Genomic DNA, 26,121 nt, shown 5'->3' with positions numbered 1-26,121 from the left:
TATCAACTCCGTTGTTCTTGGATTTTATTTACTGACAGCTTCAATGCATCATAGAATTTGTCGCCATCCAGTTCAGTTAAAACCGTATTTACCCCACAGCCGACTAATTCAGATTTTTGCTTAAACTTGGAAAAAGTCGTCCAACCATATAGGTACTGACACTCAGTGATATTTCCTTCAAAATCGCTCACGGTAATGATCATGACTTTTCGAAAAAAATTGACCTTACTGACACCCGTTCCTAAATAGCCAGAAAAACTTTGCTTCAATTCACTCAGCTTTCGATTGACCTTTTTCCAGTGAAAGTAAGAAGATATCGTGCCTAATATCCAAATCAACATAATCAAAAGTAATACTTTCAAATCTCCCATGGTCTTTACTCCTATCTTTTACAGTCCAAATGAGGCAAAATACGCAATAATGATTGCCAAAGGTCCTGTTAATAGTTTTCCAATTAAAAAGGCCGGTACACCATTTTCAATCGTTTCTGGTTTTGCTTCCATTAATGTCAAACCAACTGGGGCAAAATCTGATCCAACCTGACAGTTCACTGCATATAAAGCTGGTAATGCATAGTGAGCAGGAATTGTCCCGCTTGCAATTTGGTTCCCAATCAAAAGACTGATTACCGAAGCAATAATCGCTCCTGGACAAATCAGCGGCGAAAGGAATGGGATACTACAAAACAGTCCGATCGCGATCAATCCCCAAATACTCCCTGCCAATGGTGACAATAGATTAGCAATAACATCTGCAAAACCTGTATAGTTAATAATCCCGATTAACACTGATACGAATAGCATGAAAGGAATAATATTTCGCACCAACGTATCAACTGTATCGCGAGCTGCCTGATAAATGACGTTGATAACATTACCTACACCTACACCAACTTTATTAATTGCATCCATCATGCCATTGCTTTTCGTCTTGTTGGATTCATATTTTTCCCGAGCTTCTTTGGTAATGCTTTTCTTTGGCCCTTGGACAGCTGTTTCTTTTACTGTTGAAGAAATCGGTGCTTCATCGCCTTCAGCAAGAGCAATACTTTCTGGCACAACACCTGAAACAAAGATATCTTCCGTAATATATTTTGCTAATGGACCAGAAGGTGAGCCTAATTTCACATTGACTGTTGGAATTCCTAGTTTCGGATAAGTACCACACCTAGCAATCCCTGCACAATCAATTACCGCACAGAAAGCTTCCCCCGTATCGATTGGATTGGTAAACTGATCAATCACTGTCGCACCAGATAATTCTGCAATTCGTTCAGCAACTGGATGAACACCACCTGTTGTGACACTAATGACGTATTTCTTTTCATCTGTTGGTTTTACTACTAGCGGGCCACCCCAGCCGCCATTTCCATGAGAAATTTTAATTGAGTTATACATATCACTTCGTCCCTTTCTTTTTCATTTTCCTATGTTTCAGAAACTTCAGCGGATCTTCTAGCGGCAAAGCGTCTTGCTAACTGTTCGGTAACAATTCCTCTGATCAAGCAAATTACAAAACCTGTTAATAGGAAGCGAATCGCCAAATCACTCTGATTACCAACCGTTGCAAACCCGCCAGAAACACCCAACCAAACAAATAATTCTGAGGAATTAGCATGTGGGAACAAGCCTGTAATCGGATGGAGCATTGAAACCGTCGAATCATAAAACCCTGCTTTATACTCCTCTTCTAAAAAGGTTCCAAAGGTATAACACATTGGATTGGTCAAAAAGAAACAAGCCATGAACGGAATGATTGTGTATCTCAAAATCGTAAATCGCGTCATTTTTTTCATGAAACCAAAGACTCGATCTTCACCGATAAATTGAATAAGAGCATTAACAAAAAGAATCAGACAGGCGATTAGCGGGATCATTCCTCCAACAAACGAAGTAAATTGGTCGGCGCCAGCTTGGAACAAACCAGTAAAATGTTCAGCAATACTTACTAAGAAATCCATACGTAAACTCCCTTTCTTTAATTAAGATCAAAAAACCAACGAAACGAACAAATCCTCCCCTACTTGTGATAAATGCTAAAATTTGTTACTATACATATATAAACGTCTATAATGGTATAGTAATAGGAACGCTTTCATTTGTCAATAGGGTTTATCAAAATATTTCGAGGAGGAAGTAGAATGAACATTTTTGAAACTCAAGTAATTGCGATTGGTGAAGATGCTGAGGATTTCAAACTGGAGGATATGTTGTTGCTCTTTGGAGAAGCTGCTCCGCCTGAACTAAGTGATTTTTGTTATAAGATTCTAATCAAGCCGATTCAGCAAAGCATCGCACCTGGAATGAAGATCTGGTTTAATGAGAACGCCTACAATATTACAGCTGTCGGTGAAGTTGCTGAAGAAAATTTGAGGAATCTCGGACATATCACTATCAATTTTAATGGTGCGACTACTTGTGACATGCCTGGTACCATCTATGTTGAACACAAAGACTTGCCTAATCTCAAGGTCGGCGATACAATCTCAATCAAAATGTAGTTTTTTTATTCTTAATTTTTCGTCATGATCAACAAAAAAATAACCATTGTCATTTAGTTCAATTTTTAGAGAATTATTCCTACATATCACAGGTGAAATTGGATATAATGAGAGCAAGAACTTTTCGACTAAGAGTTAGGAGAATTGACTTTATGGAAATCGATAAAAATTCATTAATACCAATTTATGAACAAGTGATGGACTATATTCAAAAGAAAATAGAAAAAGGCGAATGGAAAAAAGGGGATAAAATATCTACCGAGAAAGATCTCATGGAACTTTTTGATGTAAGTCGTGGAACGATTAAGAAAGCGATTGCTTTGTTAGTAGAAGAAAAAGTATTGACGCAAAAACAAGGAAAAGGAACCTTTGTCATTGATGAGAATATCAGTTTTCCCTTTGCTGAAGGATTGATTTCCTTCTCTGAATCAATGAAAAACCAAGGCCTTGAGTTTGATACAAAATTAATTAATTTAGAAAAACGACAGGCCGACGAAAAAATCGCTCGCATGTTAAAAATCAATATAGACGATGACTACTTGTTTATTGAACGGACGCGGACGGTTCATGATGAAGTGGTAATGTTTATCCAAAATAATATCAACATTCAATTAGCACCAGATATTGATACTGCAGATTACGCTCATGAAAGTCTGTTTAACATCGTTGAAAATTATAGTAAACATAAGGTAGCCTACAGCGAGACTTCTTTTGCCGCTGTCCCTTCAACTAAAACGATTTCGGAGCTTCTTCAAGTTGAAGAAAACTCTCCATTGCTTTATCAAGAACAGCTTGTTCATTTAGATGATGATTCGATCATTGAATTAGGACGTGTCTGGTTAAAATCAAACAAATTCTACGTAGGAAGTATTTTGCAACGAACTTAATATTTTAACCTTAACTGTGTGAGTAACCATTGATTCCAAGTAGGTGGTTGCTTCACAGTTTTTCTTTTTCTAAGTGAAACTAAAGGGGCTTTGCTCATGTTAGGCAATTGTTTGATTTTTCTTCGCGATTCGTAAAATCATGTATGTTACGAATGCCGTTGAGAATGCACTCCTTAAGCTTCTATATTTACGTACAAAAGAATGGTGGTCGGATCCAAAATTGGGCGATGGTCATCAATTAATTGATGACCAACGAATCCTTCTCTTTCCGAATTGAAAAAGTATGCTGTGTATCTATCGTAAGACTGGGTTTATCTATCCATGCTTTCAATCGGACCATTCCTTACTGAGTAAGCCAATGAATATCTTTACCGTGTAGAAAGACTTTCAGCTAGATAATTTCCACAGTTTAGTTGACACCCCCTCTCTATGTTCCATGTATCAAAATTTTGCTTCTTAAAAAAATTAAGATTAATTTTCCTTTTTATATTTTTTTTGAATTGCGCACAATACTACAATAAAAACTATTGAAAATCCTACCAAGGTTAGTGTTACTGATTTCTTTTCCCCTGTAACTGGAAGTAACTTACCGGATGATTTTCCAACTCCACTACTGCTATTGTTATTTTTTTGAGTTGTTGTAATTGTAGTTGATGGTTTATAACTATTGTTGAAAGTTTGATCACCAGTATAAGCTGCTGTTGCTTCTAACTTCCCATTATTATCTTTCACTGTTACAGCTACAGTTATCACATGCGAGTCATAAGTCATTCCTACTTGAGTTCCTTGCACTTCTTCGATGGTGTACGTATAAGTACCTGCTTTATCGTAAGTAATTTCGTCAAAGTTGATTGCTCCTTGGGCATCATTACTCTTTGTTTGCAGTACTTTCCCGTCACTGTCCTTCAATTCGAAGTTAAAGTCTCCAGCATTTAAGGTCTTACCAGTCAATTTTTTATTGGCTGTTAAAAAGACTGCTCCATTTGATGGTTTATAACTATTGTTGAAAGTTTGATCACCAGTATAAGCTGCTGTTGCTTCTAAATTCCCATTATTATCTTTCACTGTTACAGCTACAGTTGTCACATGCGGGTCATAAGTCATTCCTACTTGAGTTCCTTGCACTTCTTCGATGGTGTACGTATAAGTACCTACTTTATCGTAAGTAATTTCGTCAAAGTTGATTGCTCCTTGGGCATTATTACTCTTTGTTTGCAGTACTTTCCCGTCACTGTCCTTCAATTCGAAGTTAAAGTCTCCAGCATTTAAGGTCTTACCAGTCAATTTTTTATTGGCTGTTAAATTCATTTTAGTACTACTGATCTTTCTATTTATAAATTCCATGTTGTATTCTTTATTACTATCAAAATCCGCTGGTGAAATTTTTAGTTCTTGAGTTGATAACTGGTACCCATCAGGAGCTTTTATTTCCTTTACTGTATAATTATCTTTTAACACATTTTTTAATTGAGCATTACCTAATGTATCTGAAATAATCGTTCCAACAACTTGTCCCGTTCTATCTCTAACAATTTCAAATTCAGCCTCTGCTAAAGCATTTCCTTCACCATCTTTTTTTTGGATTTTTATGGCATAAGTATATCCTTCTGCAGTCCCCCCACCTTTTTGGTATTTTATTTGGCTTTCCACTTCACTTACGATTTCTTTATTTGAATTTAATACTGCTTTATTATTAAACTTTTCACCATCATTTGGAATATAACTTAACAAAACATTATATTTAATTACAAAACCCTCATCTTTTTTTATATCACCTAATTGTATTGTAAAGCCCTTGTCATCTGGATCTAAATTCACTATATACTCAGTTGTTACATCAGTTTGATTCTCAAGATTCCAGGAAGGTATAGAATTATCCCAGACCCAATTTCCTTTTAATATTTGAAAACTACTTATATCTATTTGTGCTCCATAAAAATCTAGACGATCTTTCACAGTAGTATTTGCGTAAGTTTGTTGATCATGATTGATTGCTAAATAATAATTCAATGTATCAGATTTAGCCGGGTCTACCCAACCACTTTTTTCAATAGGATCTTCATTTTTTCCACCCGGCCCATCGTAATCCAACTTGCCACCATTAATTACTGTTCCGTCAACATCAACATCAACGCTTATAGTTTCTTTTTCCTTTACGATTTCAGTATCAACTTTAGCATAGAAAAAAAATGTTCCAGAAATATCTGAATTTTTTTCTACAAAGTCTGTGTAAGTCAATACAACTGTTTTTGTATTAGAATCAATAACAGCATTCGCAACAACATTTCCTTCCCTATCCTTAACATCAAAACTTTCTGTTGCATAAAAAGTTAGCGTGTTTGGCAATGTGATTGTTGTTGTATTCCCAACACTTACTTGATTATTTGGAATTGTAAAATCTCCATAAATACGAAATGAATCCCATGACCCTATTGACGTATTTATGGCATTACCAAAAGAATCAGTAATTCGTATACTAGTAATTACATTTGGGGCGGCAGTATCAACCGTAGGCCCCCTCGATTTAGCATTATTTTCTACATCTTCTGACGATATAACACTTTCTTGTTTTGAAGCTTCAGGTATTTCTTTATCTTCATTAACTATTTTTTCGAAATCATTTTCTAGTTTATAATTTTCCTCTCTCGTATCAATTTTAGACTTTTCTTGTTGGTGAGAATTGACCTCCATTGTTGTTTGGGCTACTGCTGTTAGCGGCGATATAACATTAGTCGTCATTATCAACAATAATCCTAGATATCTAAACATTTTCTTACCCATTTTTAACACTCCCTCCACGATTAATAGTACCATTATATCAATTTACTTAATTTTTTTCAGATTTTTCTTTCTTTTCGAGTTAATTTCAATTCATCGTAAAGTCTTACATGTGCTACAACCTTCAGCTATGTTTAGAGGTTAATAATTAGCAATTGTCATCAGAATTTGATCGCTTTTACAAATCAACTTTGTCGAGGTTCTAATACACTGTAGTCTCCATTGGCGTTATATAAATCAAGATATTCCAAATCCTTTCCATATAATATAGTACTCATCACAAATTCATTGATGCAAGCTATCGTAGTAGCAATTATGCATCTACATAGTTAATCTTAAAATGATATATTACTTCTTGACAGTTTGGCCCTGAAAGGGTGGAACAATGTTTGATCATAAAATGTCGTTGATCATTACACCAATTGTTGTTGGCATAACCCTTTGTTGGATAAATATTTTAATGAGATAAATTTGCAAACTTTTTCATCTAATTGGTTTAATAAGAGATTGTCGATCTCAAACTGTCCTTTTGGCCTACTTATTTTAATAGGCGCAGAACTTGTGATAAGGTTTGTGATGATGGTAAATATGAATTGCCTTTAAGGATCAGATGGCACTCATGAGTAGAGTATGGTTTCCTCAGTAAGATAATGCTACTTTTGATTACTTGTCGTGCTGTTTTTATGAAAACTTCTATGGGACTTCTTCTTTTAAAGCTTCTCGTGTTGCTTTCGATAGCTTTTCATGCCGGTATCCTGAAGCGATTGATGTCCGGAAACAGAACTTCGCTTATGATGAACATTTGTTTGATTATGGAGTAGATTCGTAAAATCATGGTAAACTACGGATACCGTTGAAAATGTCCACACCAGTTTCAGAAAGATCACAAAAAGAGCACATTCTCTAATGAAAATGCGCTCCCTAAGCTGCTATATTTACGTACAAAAGAATGGTATAACAAATAGAATGGTGGCCATATCCCATTGATATGCTTCCTTTTTGTTTAATTTAAATCTGTATACTATATTTGCATCTAATGGTTACTAATCTCCCCTTTATACACTCATATAATTCACCATTCAAAAAATGTCATCCTAAAAGTTCCTTTACCTTCTCAAACAAGATTCTAACATCTTCAGGTCTTGTATCTCCAGTATTTGAATCAATAATCGAGCTATAAACATGGGGAATAACTTTTTTTACACCCGCATCCAATGCAATTTGCAGGATTTCTTCAAAATTTCCTAAGTCAATTCCGCCGGTTGGTTCCAAAGAAAAATCATCGTTGGCACATGCTTCGGCTACTGCTTTAAATTCGTCAATATGAGCTAGACCATTCATTGGAAAGTATTTAACCGAACTTCCTCCCATATCCTTTAACAATTTGATTGCGGTTTCAATCGGAATGATTCCTGCCGGTGCTTCTGAGCTTAATGGTCCAGTTGCTATATTTACATATCCGACTTTTCCACTTGGCGAGATTAAACCATTGATGACTGTTTCAGTTTGATGTAATAAGGCTCTCGAAATACCAACACCAGTAAAAACTTGATTTATATGTTGCGGTTGTAGTATTTTAGAAATTCTTGCGACCATTTGACTTTGGTTAGGATCACCTGCACCTAATCCTACAGATAACGCATTTTTAGTTGCAGCTTGATATTTTTCCATATCTTCGATGGCCGCTTCATCAGTTGAATATTTTTTAGATAAAACGCCTAAAACAACATGACCTTCAGCTGCCTCATAACAATCCTGAGCATTTTCCACTGAATTAGCTAGAACATTTAAACAAACCCGGTCTTTATAATAGTTTGGACTAAGTGACATAATTAAACTCCTCGCATAATTTCTTTTAATCGGTCAATAATCTTTTTCATTTCAGCTGCGTTTACAGATCGAACATCGAATTCGATAATACCGTTGTTGGCCTGATATTCTCTCGTATAAATGGCCGGGGCATTCTGTTTCAACTCGGCGATTACCTCTTTTGCTGATTTTTTATCAGCTACTTTTACACTGGCTCTAAATATATCTCGTCCAGCACTATCCTGAACAATTTCTGCTGATAAATTGGCAATCGTATTTAGACTTCTTACAAATGGTTCAAGTCTTTGCCTCATTGATTCCCCGGATTCACTTCCCGTATTCAAATAGTCTTCTACCGCTTGAACCAATCCCAAAATATTGTCTTTTCCAATTTTCATGGCACGGCCGATTCCTTTTTCTTGCAGCCGTACCCAATTAATATAATTTTTCTGGCCAATCACCATGCCAGCACTAGGGCCTTCCATCGCTTTTGCACCCGAGTAAATGACTAGATCTGCACCTTCATTAATATATTTAAATAAATCTTCTTCCGCGGCCGCATCAACAATCAATGGTACATTATGTTTTTTGGCAATTTTCGCTGCATCTGTTACTGTTAGCATACTTTTTTGCACAGTATGATGGCTTTTAATATATAAAATAGCAGCCGTGTTGTCATTAATCATCATTTCTAAATGTTCTGGCGTACACATATTGGCATAACCAGCTTCAACAACTTTCCCGCCGCCAAGCTCAACCATAACTTCCACCGGTGTTCCATAATCAACATTGTGTCCTTTGGGTAAAATTACTTCTCGCTTCACAATAGTTTCTGTATATGGATGATAAACGTGATACTTACTACCCTGTCCGATAATAGCAGCAACTGATTGTGCAATCCCGGCAGAGGCAGATGATACAATTTGGACGTCGTCAACTTTTAACAATTTAGCTAAATAAGCGCCCATTTGAATAGACAATTCGGCCATTTCAAAAAAATGCTCTCCGCCAAAACGTTGCGCTGCTATCACAGATTCAGAAACTTTTGAAACACCCAAAATAGTCATCCGACCAGAAGCATTAATCACTTCTTTTAATCCATATTTTTTATAGAAAGAATCCATTACTTATTCTCCTCATTAGAATTTCCTACTCATCACCATTGATATAGATCCGTGGAACCCGATTATTCACAACTGAAATAATCTCTGGTGTAGAGGCTTCAGCAATTCTTGCAACTTCATAGGGCATAATTGTTTCATGTCCATCCGCTCCAATGATTAAGGCGCAGTCCCCTTCATTCACATCTATATTACCTGTGACATTTACCATCATAAAATCCATATTTATTTTCCCAGTAACTTGGGCTCTTTTTCCGTTTACAATGACCTCTAATTCTTTATACATATTTTTACGGAGTCCATCACCATAACCAAATGAAATAGTCGCGATTTTTGTTGAGCTTTTAGCTGTAAAGGCTCGATCATAACTTACTGTTTCACCTTCTGAAATTTCTTTTACGCGAATTATTCTACCAGTTAATTTGAACGGGAGCGTTGTTCCTAATTTTTCCATTGCATCCTCTTGCCCAAAACCAAAGAAAAATTTTCCTACTCTTACCATATCCATATTAAATTCAGGATAGTTTAAAATAGCATCACTGTTACAGCAGTGCTTAACTCCTACATCATAGCCAAGTTCTTCTAATTGTAGAACGACATTCTTAAAGGTTTCATATTGATGCTTAGTGAACTCTATATCTTCAGTTTTAGCGCTTCCAGCTGCTGCAAAGTGAGTATAAATTCCTGTGACATTAATATTTTTTAACGCGAAAATTTTTTCCGCTTGTTCAACAAAACGAGCGATAATATGATTTTTACTATAGAGTCCGATGCGATTCATGCCTGTGTCTATTTTAATATGAACATCTAAATTCTTACCTTCAGGGACCAATTCATTCAAATGTTCTACATAATCCAATGAAACAGTCGTTAAGGTTATCTTCTGTTGAACCATTTCAGCAATTTGGCTATCCATCACATAGCCTAACACTAAAACAGGCTTATCAATATTTTGCTTTCGAATAGCTAATGCATCTTCACTTGTAGCCACTGCAAACCAATCGCTATACATCTCAATATGTTTTGGAATAACGTCTATCCCAAAACCATAGGCATCAGTTTTCACAACAGACATCAATTTGGCTTCACCAATATATTGTTTTATTTGAAAGGCATTTTGCTTAATTTTCTTCAAATCAATTTCTAAGTAGTTTCGATTACTATAACTTCCCATTTCCTCTCTCTTTCCAATTAAAATTTAAAAACTATAAAGTCGTTAGCTGATTCTACAACTCTATCATTTTTAAAGATTTATCTTGTCACGATTCTTCCTAATGCTTCAATGCAAGCTATTACGTCATTGCGAGATACATAGCCCATTGTTCCAATTCGAAAAGTATCTGTTTTTAGAGGATTTTTCCCTCCTCCAATCATAATATTTTCTTTTGCTAGTTCCTTTACATAATAGTCCGCATTATCTTTGCTAAAAACCGATGTTAGAGTTGAAGAAGCATATTTCTCGTTTTTAGCGAACAATTCAAACCCCAGTTTTTTTAGCTCTCCTCTAAGCAGTGTTGCATTAGCTGTGTGTCTTTGAATAACCTTTTCAAGGCCCTCATCAACTATCAATGCTAAAGCAGCATCAACAGCTAACAATGTATGTGTTGCTGGAGTATGAACGGTCAAATCACGCAACGTATATTCACGATCCCTTTTAAAATTAAACAAATATTTTGGATTATTTACACGATCGACACAATCCCAAGCTTTATCACTTAAACTGACAAAAGCAAGCCCTGGAGGTGACATCAACGCTTTTTGTGAAGCCGTAAAAAGTACATCGATATTCCAATCATCCATCTTCAATTCAATTCCACCTGCACCACTCACACTATCCACGATCAATAGTACAGCCGAATCCTTTAAGGCTAGGCCCAGATTTTTCACGTCATTCATGACACCGGTTGAACTTTCATTGTGGATCATTAAAATGCCCTTTGTCTCAGTAGTGATTGCTTCAAGCACTTTATCTCTATCTACTTCATAACCATATTCAAAATCAATACGAACTATTTTTAAATCATAACCTTTAGCCACATCATAAAATAGTTCGCCAAAAACACCGTTGATAGGTATGATTACCTCATCACCTGGCAGAAAAACATTCTGGATTACAGCCTCCATAGCACCTGTTCCTGAAGTTGTTAGCAATAACATATCATTTTCAGTACCAAAAATTTTTTTCAATCCTTCGGTTACTCGATGCTGGACCTCTTTGTAATACAAACTTCTATGGGAATAAGCATCGTGAACCATAGCCTCTTTCACTTTAGACGGCAAAACAGTCGGACCTACAAGCATTTGTATTTTTTTATCCATACTGTCATTCCTTTTCTTTTGAACTTGAGTACTCTTGCATTAATTTTATGTGAGTCTTATTTTTTTAATTGGTTCGTAGAATAATACTTGTTATATTTAGGGTTGTAATAACTTTCTGAATACTCTAGTGGTTTATCTTTCTCATCATAAGTTGTTCTGATGCGATAAAATATCGCTGCGTTTTCTGGTAACTCTAGGATTGAACAAGTGACTTCATCTGCGTTTTGAGCTTCTAACATTTCCTCAACATACGTGGGATTTTCGCCACTACGTCTTAATAAATTGGTTGTTGATTTCTTAGGGTCTGCTAAAAACATTGAAACATCAATCTTGTGGGTATAGGGCAGATAAGCGATTGTTCTAGCCAATTTCTTATCGTCAACTTCTCTCACTCGTTCAATTCTATAAACAAATTCATCTTCTTCACCTAGTCTTAATTCATCAATAGCAGATTGATTTGGTTTTTCAATTGAAACACAAACTAATTTGGTAACAAGTTTTTCATCAAAGGTTCGCAAGTCGTCAGTCAAATCATTTAGATCCCACATAAACTTACTTTTATCAATAACTATTGATGAGTTTCCTTGTGAACGTGCCAGATATCCTTCATTTTCTAAAAGCTGTAATGCTGATCTTACGGTTATTCTACTAACTTCGAAGGCTTCAATTAAATCCGATTCAGAGTAAAATGTATCCCCAGCATTAATCTTTTTAGAAACGATTAGATCTTTTAGTTCAAAATATAGTTGTTTGTATAATGGTATTTTTGAGTCGCGATCTAATTTTGCCTTTTCTATCTTGTTTTCCATAAATTCCTTCACCCTTACTAAAGATTATTTGAAATCAATATAACACATTATGCCTATTCGAAAATGCTCTTTTAATTTTCTATCATTCGCTCAAACTTTTTAATGGCATACTCTTTGCCGTTTTTACAGAATCCTTTTAGAAATGATAGTGAATTCTCCAGCTGCTGATTTAACTGAAATATATTCCCACATATTTTGACTATTGATTCTTCCAGTTGGAATAACGAGGTAAGGCTATTTCAATGCGTTAATTGCACCTAACTCTCCGTAATTAGTTGAAGGAAAACTTAAGTGTACGTCCCTGTTTGAAATCTCGACGGATTTTTCTTTAGGAATACACAAAATATTTTCTTTTTGACACAACTTAAGAACAACTTTACAAAAATCTGGTGTCAGGATAAACTGTCCTTCACTTTTAATCGTTCAAACAGTTACTGTACCAACAATCAATTTCCCAAACTCAGCTAGCTGCTTAGTAACTACTAAAGCCAAACAACTTCGGCAGATAATCTCAATTCTCTTTGTCAGTACTTCATCCGTATCTCTAAATAAATTTTGATTACTGTATAAAGAGGTAATAGTTTTTTACAATGGCTACATCAACTTGATAATGAGACATTTAATGTAGATATACTATCTTTACCTGTATTTTCCATATGAACCAGCAAATCATTTAAGTTAAGATTTTCTCTCATAATCGTCGACTCAATTAACATTGGAAGATTTAACCCAGTGATCACACCACAATTTATTTTTTCTTCAATCAGGTTATTTCGAATAGAAGCAATTGTGTTAAAAGGGGTAGCTCCTAACATATCTACAAATACTAATACCCCTTCACCTTGATCAAGCTGTTTGATGATTTTGAAAGCTTGATCTTGAAACTCTTCCATCACTTGACCTTTATGAAGACCAAGTACATCAAAATTTTCAACTTGTCCAGCTATCATTTCCAGAGAATTTTTTATCCCCTCAGCAAAATTTCCATGAGTTGTGACACAAATTCCAATCATTATCTTTTCCTCAATTCTTAACTATTAACCAAGCATTTCTATTGCAAAACCAATCATCGTTCCAATTGAGTATTTTAGTGCTTCGTCATCCATATCAAATTTTTCGTTATGGTGTTCGGCCCCCGAACCAACTTGATCATTTTTTATTCCATGAAAAACAAAAACACAAGGAGCTACTTCTTGGTAACGGGAAAATGTCTCAGAAGCAAACCATTTCACATTTTTTAACAAAGAATTAGGGTACTGCTTTTCCACAAAATTTTGAACTATTTTACTTAGTTCTGGATCATTTACAACCGATGGAGTGCTTGGTCCAAAATCTTCAGGGAATTCCATTGTGCAAAGATGTGCTGCTGCAACATTTGTCGCAACGCTGCGAATGACATTTGAAGCATCTTCACCTATCTGTTCATCAAAATATCTTAGTGTCCCACCAATATAAACTTCCTCAGGAAAAACATTCCGCGCTTCTCCTGCTTGAAATTGAGTTATTCCTAAGGTGATCGTTTTTTCAATATCCAATTGATTCACCCAAGCACTTGCAAGATTCGTCACTATATTCGCTGCAGCAAATATAGGATTGATTGATTTATCTGGCCTTGAGGCATGCCCGCCCCTACCGTGAACAAACATCCGAACTCTCGCCGTTGAAGAAGTTACCGGACCAGCATCGGCTGCAATTTTCCCTGTTTCCAAAAATGAAGCTAAATGGTTACCATAAATTGCATCTACATTTTTTGTCTTCAACAACTCAACCATTGGCCAAATTCCCGTATTATTTTCTTCACCTTCCTCAAAGATAAAGATGATTTTACCTTTCAATTGCTTTTTAATTGAAACCAACAATTCCATTGCCGACATTACGGTAGTCATGTGTCCATCATGAGCACAAGCATGCATAACTCCCACATTTTTAGAAATAACTGATCGGTCACTACTCAAATTTTGCTGATTTTCTACTATGGGCAAAGCATCGATATCCGTTCTTAAACCAATCGTTTTGCCTTCTCTACCAGTATCCAATATTGCAATAAATCCAGTCCCTGCACTATCAAATTGAGGTGTTTTATCTGTCGGGAGTAGCTCCTCAACAATTAGCCCTAAATCAAGTGCCTTTTGTTTTAAAAATTCTGAAGTACTAAATTCTTTCGATGATTCTTCCGGATTTTCGTGCAAATAGTGTCTCAATTTGACAGCTTTCGGATAAATGTCATCTACTGATTGATCAATATTAACAATCATCGCTTACTTCCTCTCGTTAAAAAGTTCCAATAGATTCTCTGTAGTTTTTTCAACAGCTTCAACTAAAGGTGAATGATTTTCTTTAGCGGTTGGTTGGCCAAAAATATATGCTGGTTTGTTAAAATTATCATCCAACCATTTATTCTTTTTCCTTTCAACAACTGTCTCATCAGTTGTTATACTGTCTAAAAAAACAACTTTACATTTTGAATTTCCCATCAATTCCTTCAAAATATGGTAGCCTAAATAGTTGACTGTGCCATAATCAACAAATGCAAAAGAAACTTTTTCTTTCTGCCCCTTGTTTAAGCTGCCCGCAAAATTTAGTAGTGTTATGATGCTTGAAGTATTTCTTTCAAGCGTATCACGACTAGGAATTCCACCGTATTGAACTATTTTTGCTAAAAAGAGCATCATTAGAACAGAAATTAAAATTAAGATTATCTGCTCAATATGCTGGATACCCTTTTGCAGTATTGGTACCAGAATACCAACAACATAACTTACAAATATAATTGAAAAACTAACCATAGGGATTAGATAGTTTCTTCTAGTACGAGCTTTAAGTTGACTTTCATCAAACGGTTCATAAGTGGTGCTAGAAAAATTTCTAACTGGTGTATCATAATAAGTCACGTACAGAAATTCACTTTTTTTTACGTTTCCTATCAGACCAATGATGCTTAATTTTTGTTTGTAGTTTGTTTTATAGATTTTTCCTGTAGAAAATCCGAAAGCTTTAAAATCACCGAACAATGTGGTCAAAAACCTATTTTTTTGATTCTTAGAAAGTCTCACACTGGAAAAAGCACCATACCGTGTAAATAAATTTTTGATATCCATCTAATCATCCTTGCTATACTAGTTAAATTTATCCACCACATTTTTGTAATCAACCCGTTTCATATTAGGTAACGCTTGCACATAAATTTCAACACTATGATGATCATGCAAATCTTTTAACCTGTCGAACTCTTCTTGTGTAATACTTACCTCATTAATAATAGAAACAGTATCTGGTTTTTGTGACTTACCGCCAACGTTTAGTTTATCAACCTTTACACCCGCTTTAATTAATTCGTGCATCCCTTCAATTGTTTGAGTGATTAGTAAAACTTTATTCTTCCCAAATTGATTTTTTTCCCAATGTTTTATTGCTTCTGAATTACTCAAAACCCGTGCTTTCATCCCTTTGCTTGAGCCAGTAGCCTCATGAATACCTTTCATGAAGGTATCTTTGGCAGCTGCATCGTCTACTAATAATATTAAATTGGCACCAGATGAAGGTGCGATAGCAGTCATGATTTGACCGTGTATTAATCGTTCGTCTACTCTTGCAAAAACAACTTCTCCCATAATATAAATCTCCCTCTTTTATAAAATACCTATTGCTGCTAAAATACCTAAAATCAACGTTACACCTATTACAGCTTTCATGATATTGAATTCTTTTCTGGTGTAATAGTAGTAAACCACCGCAGCTGCCACGAAAGGTAATAACCCTGGTAAAATCGAATCAAATAACGCTTGCAAAGATTGTTCACCTTGAACAGTTGTCCATTTGAACCCAGATGATATTTTAACGTAGTTACTGATCAAAACACCCATCATCCACAAACCAACAATCGATAATCCATCGATGATCGATTTACTTTTTTGTCCAGATAACAATTCAGATGCTGCTTTAGTCCCTAAGTTATAGCCCATACGAGTGAAATTCCAGCCCATAAAGAATTGATAAGCAACAAATGCTACCCATGGAAATAATGCACCCCAAACACTACCAGCTTGAGCCCAAGGTAAACCAATAGAAATTAAAATATACATGATAGTAAACGAGTCAATCGAATCACCAATCCCGGCCATAGCTCCCATTAAACCTGCTTTTATATTGTAGATGGCCTCATCTGAAATTTGCGTCTCACCCGTTTCATATATTTGAGTCGCTCTTTCTTCTTCCATTGACACCATGATACCTGTAATCGTTCCACCGCCCCAGCTAGCATTCGAGTTAAAGAACAACAAGTGTCTTTGGTAAGCTGCATTCAATTCAGCTTTATCTTTATATATTTTTTTAAGTACTGGCATCAGTGCCCACATCAATGCAGCTGCAGTATAGCGATCAAAGGCATGAGGAATTTCATTAGCAAAATACCAACGCATCCAAGAATTCCGGATATCTTTAGGTGTGATCTCCTCAGGCTTTAAATCCAGATTTTTTTTATAAGGTTCTACCATTGAGTTTTCCATCTATTTATTCCCCTTTCTACAAATCGTCATTTTCAAGTTGTGCTAATTGATGGTGATCTCTACCTAATATATAAATTGCTGCGATCGCTCCTCCAATAATTGCCCAAGTTAAAATATTGATATCGGTCAAGTTAACAGCTAAGAAATAGGCCATTAGGAAAAAGATCATAAATTTTTCTCGACCAATCGCAACCATCCCGGCTACTAAACCTGTGACAGCTAACCCTCCACCAATTACACTAAGTACATGAGCGACCGTTCCTTGAATATATTTTGCACTAAACTCAGCTACTAGTGGTGCTCCAGCGTACAACGAAATAAACATTACTGGAAAGACTAAAATAAATGCGGAAAGCAATGGTAGACCAATAATTGTCTTGGTTAAGTCGCTGCTATTTCCCTTTGCCGCATATTTATCAACCAGTTTCATAATATAGGTGTTGACAAAAAATCGTGCCTGATAAAGATAAGCGCCTAACAAACCTATTGGAATAGCAATCGCAGCAGCTGAGGAAGCATCCAGATCACTAATCAAAGCCACCGGAACAGCAATCGCAGTTGCAATCGCAGGCTCGGCCGATGCAGCTCCACCTGCTCCGCCAACATTAAACAATACCAATTGAACAGCAGCCCCAACCGTCATTGCTGCCGGAATATCCCCCATCACTATACCGATTACTAAAGCAGTCATTAATGTTCCATACCTTAATTGTAATGTGGCTAAAGAAACCCTAGCCAAAATAAACCAACACCATAAAGCAATAATTGCAGCTTGCATTATACTTAATCCGTTTTCCATAATTACACCCTTTCTTAGTCAATCGATCCACACAGTTTTTTACCATTTAAAAATTATCAGTAAAAACATCCCTCCCCAAGGTAACGCTTTCACAGATTATAATATCTAACTTGACATAATAAGTCAACAACATTCATAACATTTTTTTTTAGCATCGAATACAAGTTGTCTAAACAATGATATTAACACTGCATATTTTATGTGAAATTGTCCATAAATTTTAGTACCTCAATTAATCGTAGTAAAATGAGGGCTGAGGTCATCCACCAATAACGTCATCTTTCTTTGTTTACTCTCAACACCATTCATTATCCCTCATCTCTCAGTTGTTCAAACAGATAAAAAGCATTAAAAAATTTTTAGCTTCTGCTAACATGAATTCAACACTGCTTAAATGCTTTCATATCAATCTCTACTTCATTTTCTATTTTAATCAAAAGGTAGCTATGCTCTTTATGAAGAATACCAATCGAATGATAAAACTATAAGATGAACAATACTTATCTAAATCGAAAAAAAAAGACAGATGATCGATTGTTATTGTCGATCATCCGCCGTTTTTTCAATTTCTTTTTAACTTCACTTAAAAAAGTGAACCTTTTTAGTACATGTTATAACATGGTTACAGTAAAACGAGGAAGGTGTAAATATTTTTTCGATGTGTGATTCGTCTAATCGTTCTTTTAACTCACTTGTTATAATAATGGAAATTAGCTGATGATACATCAAAAATACTGAATAGATGATAACAACTTGTACTAATCACAAAATAGTTAAGAATACCATCTACGTTGATTGAATCTCTTCCGAAAAACTAGATTACCTAAATTCTAACGTACGTTTTGCTGACTCAGATTAGTCGTCTATCGCCAAGTAACACCAGATCAAGTAATAAATTTCCTTCATTCTATGTTTTATTTGCTATGACATTTATTGCTTGGTTTTGACATCAGTTTGTAAAGCTTTTTAATCATTATAAACAATTCTAAATTCATTCAATCATCACTGCCAACAGGATAAGGAAAGAATAAACCTAGGAAAAGCTTCACTCTTTCTCAATTTTATCGAGTACGTTCTTATCCTCCTGTCGCACCCAAAGACTCCCCAATAGCTCCCCCAGGATGCCACGTGACATAGTCTCGAGGAGAAATCTGCTTCTCTTCTTGCAAAAGAATCGACAAAGCCTGCAAGAGCAGGGTTTGCTTAATGATAGATGCTCTTGGTGGTTTATTCAAATCGTCGCCTTCATCCTCCGTGCAGGTGCATAAACAAACATCAGACAACTGGCTCAGAGAAGACTGAATACTTTTGGAAACACCAATAATTTTTGCGCCATTTGCCTTTAAGGTTCGTATTGAGTAGAGCAGCTCTTCTGTTTCCCCACTATTAGAAATTGCAATGACTATATCTTTTTCCTTTACTTGCCCACTAGAACCATGTACTGCCTCTGTGCCATCTAAAAAATAAGCTGGAGTTCCTGTAGACGACAACAACGAAGCGATATAACCAGATACATAGGATGGTTTGCCAATGCCTGTTACATGTACTCTTCCGTTACAATCTTCTGCCTTTAGGATCATGTCCTTCGCTTCTTCTAACATATTTATATTGATTGTTTCAAACAGCTCATTAACTTCTGCCTTGATTGCTTGTTCAAAATGATTAATCATATACATCCATTCTTTCCTCTTTATTGTTTAAAGATAGAATAGTCCTTTGAATCATGAGGTGCAGTTTGTAAGAAAAACTTTGTTCCCTTTTCTTGAATATATCGGATATGTTCAATTTCCTCTGGGCTGAAATAAGCATCTAACTGTTTGATCATTACACGGCTAGCTGGATAAGGAAGTTGAACTTCCGCTATTACAAAACCCTTTTCTACAGCCTCTCTCAACACTTCCAGATTTTTGAAGATGATCATTAAATTGCATTTTTCTTCTCGATCCTTTTCCAAAAAATTGATCAGCTGTTCAACAGAAAAAATCCCTACCCCGTTTTTCTTTGGAAAACTAAGCTGTAGAACTTTCGCAAGAAAAGGATCATCAATGTGAGAAGGATCTACAACTGCAATGAAATTTGCGTTCACGAAGCTATTCCAGTTTAAAGCTACCGTTGCATGCAGCAAGCGGTTGTCAACACGAACCAATTTGATCTTTACACTCATCTACTTTTCACCTACTTGCTTTCTACTTTTGTCATTTTTGAAAAAATCAGCTAAAAAATAGACCAATAGTTTCCCTTGAAAGCTGCCTCGAATGTCTAAATGAAATATTTCTTCATACCGTTTTATTTTGTACAGTAATGTATTCTTGTGTAAGAACAGCTTCTCAGCAGTTTTTTTCACACTAAAATCATTTAAATAGAGTTGCTCAATCACTTGGATAAACTCATCCACATCAATCTGATCAGCTTTTCTTTTGTAATAATCGAATACATTGGAGGTAATTCTCCTAGATGATTTTGAAGCAAAGTAGGAAAAGAGATTGTCTTCAAAATAAATTGGCTGGTCCTTCTCCATAGAAACATTTTCCTTTAACCATAAGCAATTATTGTAGCTAAAATTGTATAAATCAGTGTCTGATTGAATAGAGCCGACTGCATAATAGCAATCAGATAGGCCCCATTCTATCAATTCATTAATAAATGTCTCAACATAATCTAAAACTTTTCTTTCCGCAATTTTTTTAGGAATCGACTTAAAAATCAATAAATAACGCGTATTCAATAGTGAATAAATTGTACTGCGATCATTGATTTTATATTTAAGCCCTGTAATCTCCTCGTTGTCAAAGCCTTCCTCGTTGATTATGCAGATAGGAATGCGCGGGAGTGTACTGTCAAACTTGATCTTTTTCATCAAATCTTCGGTATAACGATAATTTGTACGTTCTTCCCTCAAAAATTCCTTAATCAGCTGATCATCCACAGAAAGACTTTCCTTTGCGGATTGCTGATTCAGCTCATACTGAATGCGTGTTTTCAATGAATCAAACAAAATATTCCCTACTACATTGATTGCTTGCTCAGGTCCGTTGATCCACAAGTAGCCATACTTCTTGTTAGACACAAGGATTTCATAAATCCGAATACTGGGATTAGTTTCATTTATTGCTACTTGGTCGCCAATTTTTTCTTCCAAACTGCAGAATACTATTTTACCTTTTTCATTTAACAGACCAATAACATAGTCGGGATTTTCCTGAACTACATGAATGAACTCCCTAAAAATTTGATCCAATTTCATTTTGATCACCAAAAATTCTATTTTAAAATAACTATACCATAAAATTTATTGACTACTTTGCATTCAACGTTCAAACTATCGCCAACTACCTGTTATTGTTTAGATCTGATAATAAGACAGCATTGCCTTAATTCTCTGATCTGTTTCTGAATTTGGTTCCATTACAGGTCCTCTGGTAGTTCCAACCTCTGCTATACCTGCCAGCTCTACTGAACGTTTTAATATAACTGGAACAGTTCCTAATTTTAATACACTTCTTAATTCTTCAATTTCCTGCTGCAGCTGTTCAGCTTTTGACAGATCTCCTGCTCTATAAGCAGCATCTAATCCCACAAGTATTTCTGTGATTAAATTGCTGGTCCCAGCAATGGCTCCAGTTGCGCCTAACTGATAGCCTGCTAAAATTTTCGAATCTGAGCCGACTAATACTTTCAATTGTGTCCCTTTGGCAATTTCGATATATCCCGCTAGATTGTCAATTTCGCCGCTGCTGTCTTTTATTCCTTGAATATTGTCAATTTTTGCCAATTCCTTCAATACTCTTTTGGAAATATTTATCCCTGTATTTTTCGGAATATTGTATAAAAGAATGGGAAGCTTGACGCTTTCCGCCACTCTTGTATAATGAGCGATTAATTCATCTTCTGATGGTCTGATGAAATACGGAGTAATGACAGACAAAACATCCGTTCCCAATTCCTCAGCTTTTTTAGACAGCTCGATGGTTTCTTTCGTTGAACAAGCACCTGTTCCTACGTATACAGGGACTCGCTTATTTACATGAGTAATAACCTCTTTTGTAAACTGCATTTTTTCTTCATTGTTTATTACATGAAATTCTCCGTTACTTCCTAAGGGGAAAATTCCTGACACTCCTTTGTCGATTAAGTGGTCTACCAAATTTTTCATTGCATCAATGTTTAGTGATTCCTCTGTATCTCGATGGAAGGGAGTCACAATTGGGGTAATAATTCCTTCAAACACACATCTTTCTCCTATCTGTCTTCTAACCGTTCGTTTGTCAGCACAAGGCTTTCATTAAATACCGTAAAGCTGTCTTTAACCAACTCATCTAGATCAATCATTTCTGCCATGGTTCCTCTCATATACAGATCAATAAACAAGGGCAGATTCAATCCGCTTAGTACTTTATGCTCATATTTCTGAGTTAAAACAGTTAATACATTTGATGGCGTTCCACCAAACAAGTCAACCAAAGCAATTGTTGGTCCCTCAAGCTCAGCAAAAAGCGCCGTAGCTTCTTGATAAAAATCTTCAAAGGATTTTTCAGGCAATAGAGAAAGGGTATACACATTTTCCGTGGCTCCGGCAATCATTTCTGCTGAGTTCACTAGTTCTTCACCGAACCGTCCGTGGGTTGCTACAATAATGTTCAATTTAGCCATATCTGCTTCTCCTATAAAACACGTAATTTTTCCATAACAATCTCTGTCGAGTATGCACAGGTTCTTTTTTCTGATTCAACTGTTCGAGCAGCCGTATGGGAGGTTAACAAGAAGTTATCCAGAGCTAACAGCGGTTCTTTATCAGCAGGAGGTTCCTGACTGAAGACATCAAAGCATGCACTCCGAATTTCACCTGAGATCAATGCCTCATACAACGCTTTTTCATCAACAATACCGCCTCTAGCAGCATTAACTAAGCAGGCTGTCTTCTTCATCATCTGAAATTCATTTACAGAAATCATATTTTTGGTATTATTAATTAGTGGTAGGTGTAGTGAGATATAGTCTGAACTTTTCAGCAAATGATCCAAATCGACTTTTTCAACTTGGTACTCGTCTAATACTTCGGTTGAAATATCGAAAACATCGTTTACTTGTACAGTCATCCCTACGCCTACTGCTTGTTTAGCTAAATACTTGCCGATTGCTCCAAAACCAACGATTCCTAAAGTTTTTCCACTAATTTCATAGCCTGTTGGCTTTTGCCACTGGTGATTTTTGACTCCACGAATAGTAGGCCATAGATTTTTAGCTTCGCAATAAATCATGCTCATCACATGTTCAGCAACAGCATTTGAGTTTGAACCGATTGTTCTTCCCACATAAATGTTCTTGCTTTCTGCGTAAGCAACATCAATATTATCTGTCCCCACTCCAAATTTACAAATCACTTTTAACTTAGGACATTGATCAAGCACTCTTTTATCCATGATATCCACACCAACGATAATAGCGTCTGCATTTTTAGCCAGCGCTAAAAATTCTTCATCTGAATAGGCCAATCCTGTATCATTGTAATGAACCTTTAAGCCATATGACCGCATTTTTTCAATCTCTGATTGCCCATAAGCCGCAAAACCTCGTGGGGTTATTAATACATTCATTTCACAACTCCTTTATATAATCCCTAAGAACGTCAGTAAAATCGCAAAAGCCATAGTGACCAAGATAATGTTTAAATACTTCGGTCCCTTTTTAATAATGTAAAAATACATTGCCATGACTAAACAAAACGGCAGTAAGTTTGGCAGCATCCCATCCAAAATCTCTTGAACCGAAACCTTTTCAGCATTGTTGGCAAACTCCAATATTGTAGAAAACTTGACATAAGCAGCAGATAAGCAGCCTATCATGAATAAGCCTACGATACTGGCAATATCAATGACCTTCTTGATTGCTCCTGACTGCAAAATGTTCATTACTGAATTCTTCCCTAAGGTATAACCTTTATTGAATAGGAACCATGACCAGCCATAAGACCATATCAAGTAAATCAGAGCAGGAATAAATGCAGCAATTACCGATCCATCCAATGCCATTGGAACAAAGATAGCCAATGGAATCGTTGCAACAATCCCCTGGTCGACACTATCGCCAATCCCTGCTAACGGTCCCATCAATCCAATTTTCAATGATTCCATCACTTCAGGCGTGATTTCTTCATTCCCCATCGCTCGTTGTTCTTCTAAGGAGATAATGATTCCGTGAATGACACTGCCCCAATTACAGTTAGTATTGAACATTTGCACATGCCGTTTCATTGCCTCTTGTAACCCATCAGGATCATTCCTATAAACCTTACGCAAAATTTTATTCACTGAATAACTAAAAGCCAAAGCTTGCATCCGGTCAAAGCTGACAGGTACCTCAACTGCCAACGTCCACTTCCACCAGGCCTTCAGCAGATCTATCCGAGTAACTCTCTTATCTGATACTGTACTTACTTCGCTCACGCATATTCCTCCTCATCAGAATTTTGTTTAAACAATGAACTAATCATGGCAATACATACAGCAAATACTGCCCCTGTCAGCATTGAGAAGCCCATTACAGAATAAAGGAAGAACCCTAAAACGAAAAATGGCAAATATTGTTTCTTCCCCATTACAACAAGAGTCAAGGCAAAACCTAAAGCCGGAAGCATAGCTCCTGCATTTGATAACCCATTCATCAGCCACTCAGGAATGACATTAATAAACGCTTTTACAACATTTGCCCCAAAGAGGGTAGCGATAAAAACAGGTGTAAAATAAAGTACTCCATTGGTTAGCCAAGGAATCATAAATGAGAACAATGACAACTGATCATATTTTTCTTCCTCAATCAGCTTATCTGCTCGCGTATTATAAAAAGAGTTAAAAGTCCGTCTAACGTTATTAATCAATACACCTAAGACTCCAAACGGAACCGCTAGCGCAACCGCTGCATTGGCATCTAAATTACTTAACATAGCTGCTGGAATCGCAATACAAGCTGCCAAGGCCTGATCACTAGGAATATTTCCCCCAGCCTCAATTCCACCCATGTAAATCAATTGAATCGTCGCTCCATACAAAAGCCCCTGCTGAACATCACCAAAAACCAAACCAATAAACACACCCAACACAACTGGCTTCCTAAATGCAAAGGAAAAGAAATACTGTGCTCTTCCCATTGCAATCCAATAAATAAGACCTACTAATGCTGATTGGACTACCATAATAATCTCCTTTTCTATTTATAATTTCGCGACCGCATTTTTTAGTGTTTCAGATGGGTAATCTGGTGTGGTTTGGAAATAGATAGCAATTCCTTGTTTTTCTAATTCCAAAAGTAAATCTGCATCTGTTCTATCTAATGTAATCGCGTTGTTCACTGCTTTTCTGCCAGGTCCACCACCTAAGCCCCCAATTTGAACCTCTTTTAAAGCCAATCCTTTATTAACTGTTTCACTAAGCTCCTTCACACTCTTAAACAGTAGCAGCACTCGATTTTTCTCTAGTTCTCCTTTCTGCTGGACTTCTACTGCTTGATCAGAAGACAATACTCTGATTCGAACGCCTTTTGGTGCTGCCATCTTAAACACATCCTGCATAAATGTATCCTTGCTTAATGCTGTATCAACAGTGACAATTTCATTAATATCACACTGCTTCAACCACCGTGTAATTACCTGTCCATGAATCAACCGGAAATCTACTCTTGTTAGTGCAATCATTTTTTCTTCCTCTTTCTATCTGTATTCTTTTATAATCGCTGAAATCTTTCTTGCATTCTCTTCAATTTCCTTTGAGGTTCCTTTAGTCAGAAGAGAACCGAAGCCACACACATCAACCCCGTTTTGTAGCCACTGTTCCAAGTTCTCTAATGTGATTCCGCCACTTGCTAATATCGGCATATCAGGCAAAGGTGTCTTAAATACTTTCACCAGCTGATGTCCATAAAAATCTGAAATAGGGAAAGCCTTAATAAAAGCTGCTCCTTCAGTCAATCCTTCTACTGCCTCAGAAAAACTAGTACAGCCAGGCGCATAAGGAATTTGATAACGGTTACAAATATGAGATACTCCTTCATTAAAAGTGGGAGAAATGATAAAATCTGCCCCTTCTAAAATAGCGTGCCTAGCCGTTTCAGAATCCAGAACGGTTCCAGCACCAACACACAGAGAAACACCATATTTTTCTTTCAATTTCCGAATAATTTCACCCGCATTATTTAAGGTGAAGCTCATTTCCATAATCGGAATACCTCCTGCCATACAGCCTTCTGCAATTTCACTAGCTCTTTCAATTGTTTCTGCTCGGACAATTGCCAATGCGCCGATATCATATAAAAATTTTGTTGTTACAGCTTTTTTCAACATCGTTTATCTCCTCCTAAGACTAATTTTCACATGATTCGTCAAATAAAGATATGGTCCGCAAAAACAAAAAAAGAGAGGCTAATTTGTTTTTGAGAACCATAAAAATATGTATCTATTTTCACATGACTTATTTTTTTAATAAAATGGGGGCGATATTTGGGTGAGATCGCAGGACAATTGCGGACGAGGATAAACAAATGAAACCGATATTTAATTCACTCTACTTTCTCTATTTATAAACGTTGGTATATCAGCATTCGTA

27 protein-coding genes and 2 pseudogenes are annotated in these 26,121 nt (G+C 36.2%); 4 read left to right on the top strand and 25 right to left on the bottom strand.

All coding sequences use genetic code 11. The features are described 5' to 3' along the window. Window positions 1-2 precede the first annotated feature (2 nt). The 3 genes from IGI46_RS06445 to srlA are packed head-to-tail and all read right to left on the bottom strand — an operon-like array spanning window position 3 to window position 1,960. Window positions 3-371, bottom strand: coding sequence for a transcriptional regulator GutM (locus tag IGI46_RS06445; protein ID WP_207700599.1), 369 nt, complete (start codon window positions 369-371; stop codon window positions 3-5). Between the two features lie 18 nt (window positions 372-389). Further along, window positions 390-1,397, bottom strand: coding sequence for a PTS glucitol/sorbitol transporter subunit IIB (gene srlE / locus IGI46_RS06440; protein ID WP_429962519.1), 1,008 nt, complete (start codon window positions 1,395-1,397; stop codon window positions 390-392). Window positions 1,398-1,426: 29 nt separating this feature from the next. Continuing rightward, complete coding sequence (srlA, locus tag IGI46_RS06435; protein ID WP_207700597.1) at window positions 1,427-1,960, bottom strand: PTS glucitol/sorbitol transporter subunit IIC; 534 nt, start codon at window positions 1,958-1,960, stop codon at window positions 1,427-1,429. A gap of 180 nt (window positions 1,961-2,140) precedes the next feature. Between srlA and IGI46_RS06430 the strand changes: the two genes are divergently transcribed. From IGI46_RS06430 to IGI46_RS06420, 3 genes and pseudogenes are all read left to right on the top strand, one after another. Continuing rightward, a complete protein-coding gene (locus IGI46_RS06430; protein WP_429962518.1) occupies window positions 2,141-2,500 on the top strand; it encodes a PTS glucitol/sorbitol transporter subunit IIA in 360 nt (119 codons plus the stop codon). Window positions 2,501-2,652: 152 nt separating this feature from the next. After that, window positions 2,653-3,387, top strand: coding sequence for a GntR family transcriptional regulator (locus IGI46_RS06425; RefSeq protein WP_429962517.1), 735 nt, complete (start codon window positions 2,653-2,655; stop codon window positions 3,385-3,387). An 83-nt stretch (window positions 3,388-3,470) separates the two neighbouring features. After that, window positions 3,471-3,629, top strand: a pseudogene (locus IGI46_RS06420) (IS256 family transposase); the annotation flags it as partial. A 229-nt stretch (window positions 3,630-3,858) separates the two neighbouring features. On the opposite strand, the gene IGI46_RS06415 reads toward IGI46_RS06420, so the two are convergent. After that, window positions 3,859-6,168 carry a Spy0128 family protein gene (locus IGI46_RS06415; RefSeq protein ID WP_429973136.1) on the bottom strand — a complete coding sequence of 770 codons (2,310 nt, stop codon included), beginning with the start codon at window positions 6,166-6,168 and terminating at the stop codon, window positions 3,859-3,861. Between the two features lie 658 nt (window positions 6,169-6,826). On the opposite strand from IGI46_RS06415, the pseudogene IGI46_RS06410 reads away from it, so the two are divergent. Then, a pseudogene (locus tag IGI46_RS06410) lies at window positions 6,827-7,127 on the top strand (IS256 family transposase); the annotation flags it as partial. A 127-nt stretch (window positions 7,128-7,254) separates the two neighbouring features. On the opposite strand, the gene dagF reads toward IGI46_RS06410, so the two are convergent. From dagF to IGI46_RS06305, 21 genes are all read right to left on the bottom strand, one after another. Further along, window positions 7,255-7,995 (bottom strand): 2-dehydro-3-deoxy-phosphogluconate aldolase, encoded by a 741-nt coding sequence (dagF, locus tag IGI46_RS06405; protein WP_429973135.1) that lies wholly within the window; start codon window positions 7,993-7,995, stop codon window positions 7,255-7,257. A 2-nt stretch (window positions 7,996-7,997) separates the two neighbouring features. After that, the gene (locus IGI46_RS06400; protein ID WP_429973134.1) at window positions 7,998-9,098 is read right to left on the bottom strand and encodes a DgaE family pyridoxal phosphate-dependent ammonia lyase; all 1,101 of its coding nucleotides are present in this window, start codon (window positions 9,096-9,098) and stop codon (window positions 7,998-8,000) included. 25 nt (window positions 9,099-9,123) lie between these two features. Beyond that, entirely contained in the window at window positions 9,124-10,269 is a 1,146-nt protein-coding gene (alr, locus tag IGI46_RS06395; protein WP_429973133.1) for an alanine racemase, read from the bottom strand. A 77-nt stretch (window positions 10,270-10,346) separates the two neighbouring features. Beyond that, window positions 10,347-11,414, bottom strand: coding sequence for a pyridoxal-phosphate-dependent aminotransferase family protein (locus IGI46_RS06390; protein ID WP_429973132.1), 1,068 nt, complete (start codon window positions 11,412-11,414; stop codon window positions 10,347-10,349). Window positions 11,415-11,470: 56 nt separating this feature from the next. Further along, window positions 11,471-12,223, bottom strand: a complete 753-nt coding sequence (locus IGI46_RS06385) for a GntR family transcriptional regulator (RefSeq protein ID WP_429962511.1) — start codon at window positions 12,221-12,223, stop codon at window positions 11,471-11,473. A gap of 599 nt (window positions 12,224-12,822) precedes the next feature. Beyond that, complete coding sequence (locus IGI46_RS06380; protein ID WP_429973131.1) at window positions 12,823-13,236, bottom strand: PTS sugar transporter subunit IIA; 414 nt, start codon at window positions 13,234-13,236, stop codon at window positions 12,823-12,825. Between the two features lie 24 nt (window positions 13,237-13,260). Beyond that, a complete protein-coding gene (locus IGI46_RS06375) occupies window positions 13,261-14,478 on the bottom strand; it encodes an amidohydrolase (protein ID WP_429973130.1) in 1,218 nt (405 codons plus the stop codon). Between the two features lie 3 nt (window positions 14,479-14,481). Next, window positions 14,482-15,321: a hypothetical protein gene (locus IGI46_RS06370; protein WP_429973129.1), complete on the bottom strand. Its 840-nt coding sequence runs from the start codon at window positions 15,319-15,321 to the stop codon at window positions 14,482-14,484. A gap of 18 nt (window positions 15,322-15,339) precedes the next feature. Continuing rightward, window positions 15,340-15,834 (bottom strand): PTS system mannose/fructose/N-acetylgalactosamine-transporter subunit IIB, encoded by a 495-nt coding sequence (locus IGI46_RS06365; RefSeq protein WP_429962507.1) that lies wholly within the window; start codon window positions 15,832-15,834, stop codon window positions 15,340-15,342. Window positions 15,835-15,852: 18 nt separating this feature from the next. Next, a complete protein-coding gene (locus tag IGI46_RS06360; protein ID WP_429973128.1) occupies window positions 15,853-16,728 on the bottom strand; it encodes a PTS system mannose/fructose/sorbose family transporter subunit IID in 876 nt (291 codons plus the stop codon). Window positions 16,729-16,744: 16 nt separating this feature from the next. Further along, window positions 16,745-17,527 (bottom strand): PTS sugar transporter subunit IIC, encoded by a 783-nt coding sequence (locus tag IGI46_RS06355; protein ID WP_429962505.1) that lies wholly within the window; start codon window positions 17,525-17,527, stop codon window positions 16,745-16,747. Window positions 17,528-18,603: 1,076 nt separating this feature from the next. After that, window positions 18,604-19,197: an SIS domain-containing protein gene (locus tag IGI46_RS06350; protein ID WP_429973950.1), complete on the bottom strand. Its 594-nt coding sequence runs from the start codon at window positions 19,195-19,197 to the stop codon at window positions 18,604-18,606. 20 nt (window positions 19,198-19,217) lie between these two features. Beyond that, entirely contained in the window at window positions 19,218-19,691 is a 474-nt protein-coding gene (locus IGI46_RS06345) for a PTS sugar transporter subunit IIB (protein ID WP_207700594.1), read from the bottom strand. Continuing rightward, on the bottom strand, window positions 19,692-20,771 hold the full coding sequence (locus tag IGI46_RS06340) for a PucR family transcriptional regulator (protein WP_429962502.1): 1,080 nt from the start codon (window positions 20,769-20,771) through the stop codon (window positions 19,692-19,694). It lies immediately after the preceding gene. Window positions 20,772-20,870: 99 nt separating this feature from the next. Beyond that, window positions 20,871-21,755, bottom strand: coding sequence for a 4-hydroxy-tetrahydrodipicolinate synthase (dapA, locus tag IGI46_RS06335; protein WP_429973127.1), 885 nt, complete (start codon window positions 21,753-21,755; stop codon window positions 20,871-20,873). 11 nt (window positions 21,756-21,766) lie between these two features. Further along, entirely contained in the window at window positions 21,767-22,177 is a 411-nt protein-coding gene (locus IGI46_RS06330; RefSeq protein ID WP_429962500.1) for a PTS sugar transporter subunit IIA, read from the bottom strand. A gap of 11 nt (window positions 22,178-22,188) precedes the next feature. After that, window positions 22,189-23,121: a phosphoglycerate dehydrogenase gene (locus IGI46_RS06325; protein WP_429962499.1), complete on the bottom strand. Its 933-nt coding sequence runs from the start codon at window positions 23,119-23,121 to the stop codon at window positions 22,189-22,191. Between the two features lie 12 nt (window positions 23,122-23,133). After that, window positions 23,134-23,970, bottom strand: a complete 837-nt coding sequence (locus IGI46_RS06320; protein ID WP_207700589.1) for a PTS system mannose/fructose/sorbose family transporter subunit IID — start codon at window positions 23,968-23,970, stop codon at window positions 23,134-23,136. Next, complete coding sequence (locus tag IGI46_RS06315) at window positions 23,967-24,716, bottom strand: PTS mannose/fructose/sorbose/N-acetylgalactosamine transporter subunit IIC (RefSeq protein ID WP_207700588.1); 750 nt, start codon at window positions 24,714-24,716, stop codon at window positions 23,967-23,969. Before IGI46_RS06315 ends, IGI46_RS06320 begins: the two co-directional genes overlap by 4 nt. 18 nt (window positions 24,717-24,734) lie before the next feature. After that, the gene (locus tag IGI46_RS06310; RefSeq protein WP_207700587.1) at window positions 24,735-25,214 is read right to left on the bottom strand and encodes a PTS system mannose/fructose/N-acetylgalactosamine-transporter subunit IIB; all 480 of its coding nucleotides are present in this window, start codon (window positions 25,212-25,214) and stop codon (window positions 24,735-24,737) included. A gap of 15 nt (window positions 25,215-25,229) precedes the next feature. Next, on the bottom strand, window positions 25,230-25,859 hold the full coding sequence (locus IGI46_RS06305; RefSeq protein WP_429962497.1) for a ketohydroxyglutarate aldolase: 630 nt from the start codon (window positions 25,857-25,859) through the stop codon (window positions 25,230-25,232). Window positions 25,860-26,121 lie beyond the last annotated feature (262 nt).

Source organism: Enterococcus sp. AZ163 (assembly GCF_050498925.1).
Lineage (GTDB): Bacteria > Bacillota > Bacilli > Lactobacillales > Enterococcaceae > Enterococcus_A > Enterococcus_A ferrettii.
Note: the sequence above shows the minus strand (reverse complement) of the source record. Positions and strands in the feature narration are given on the sequence as shown.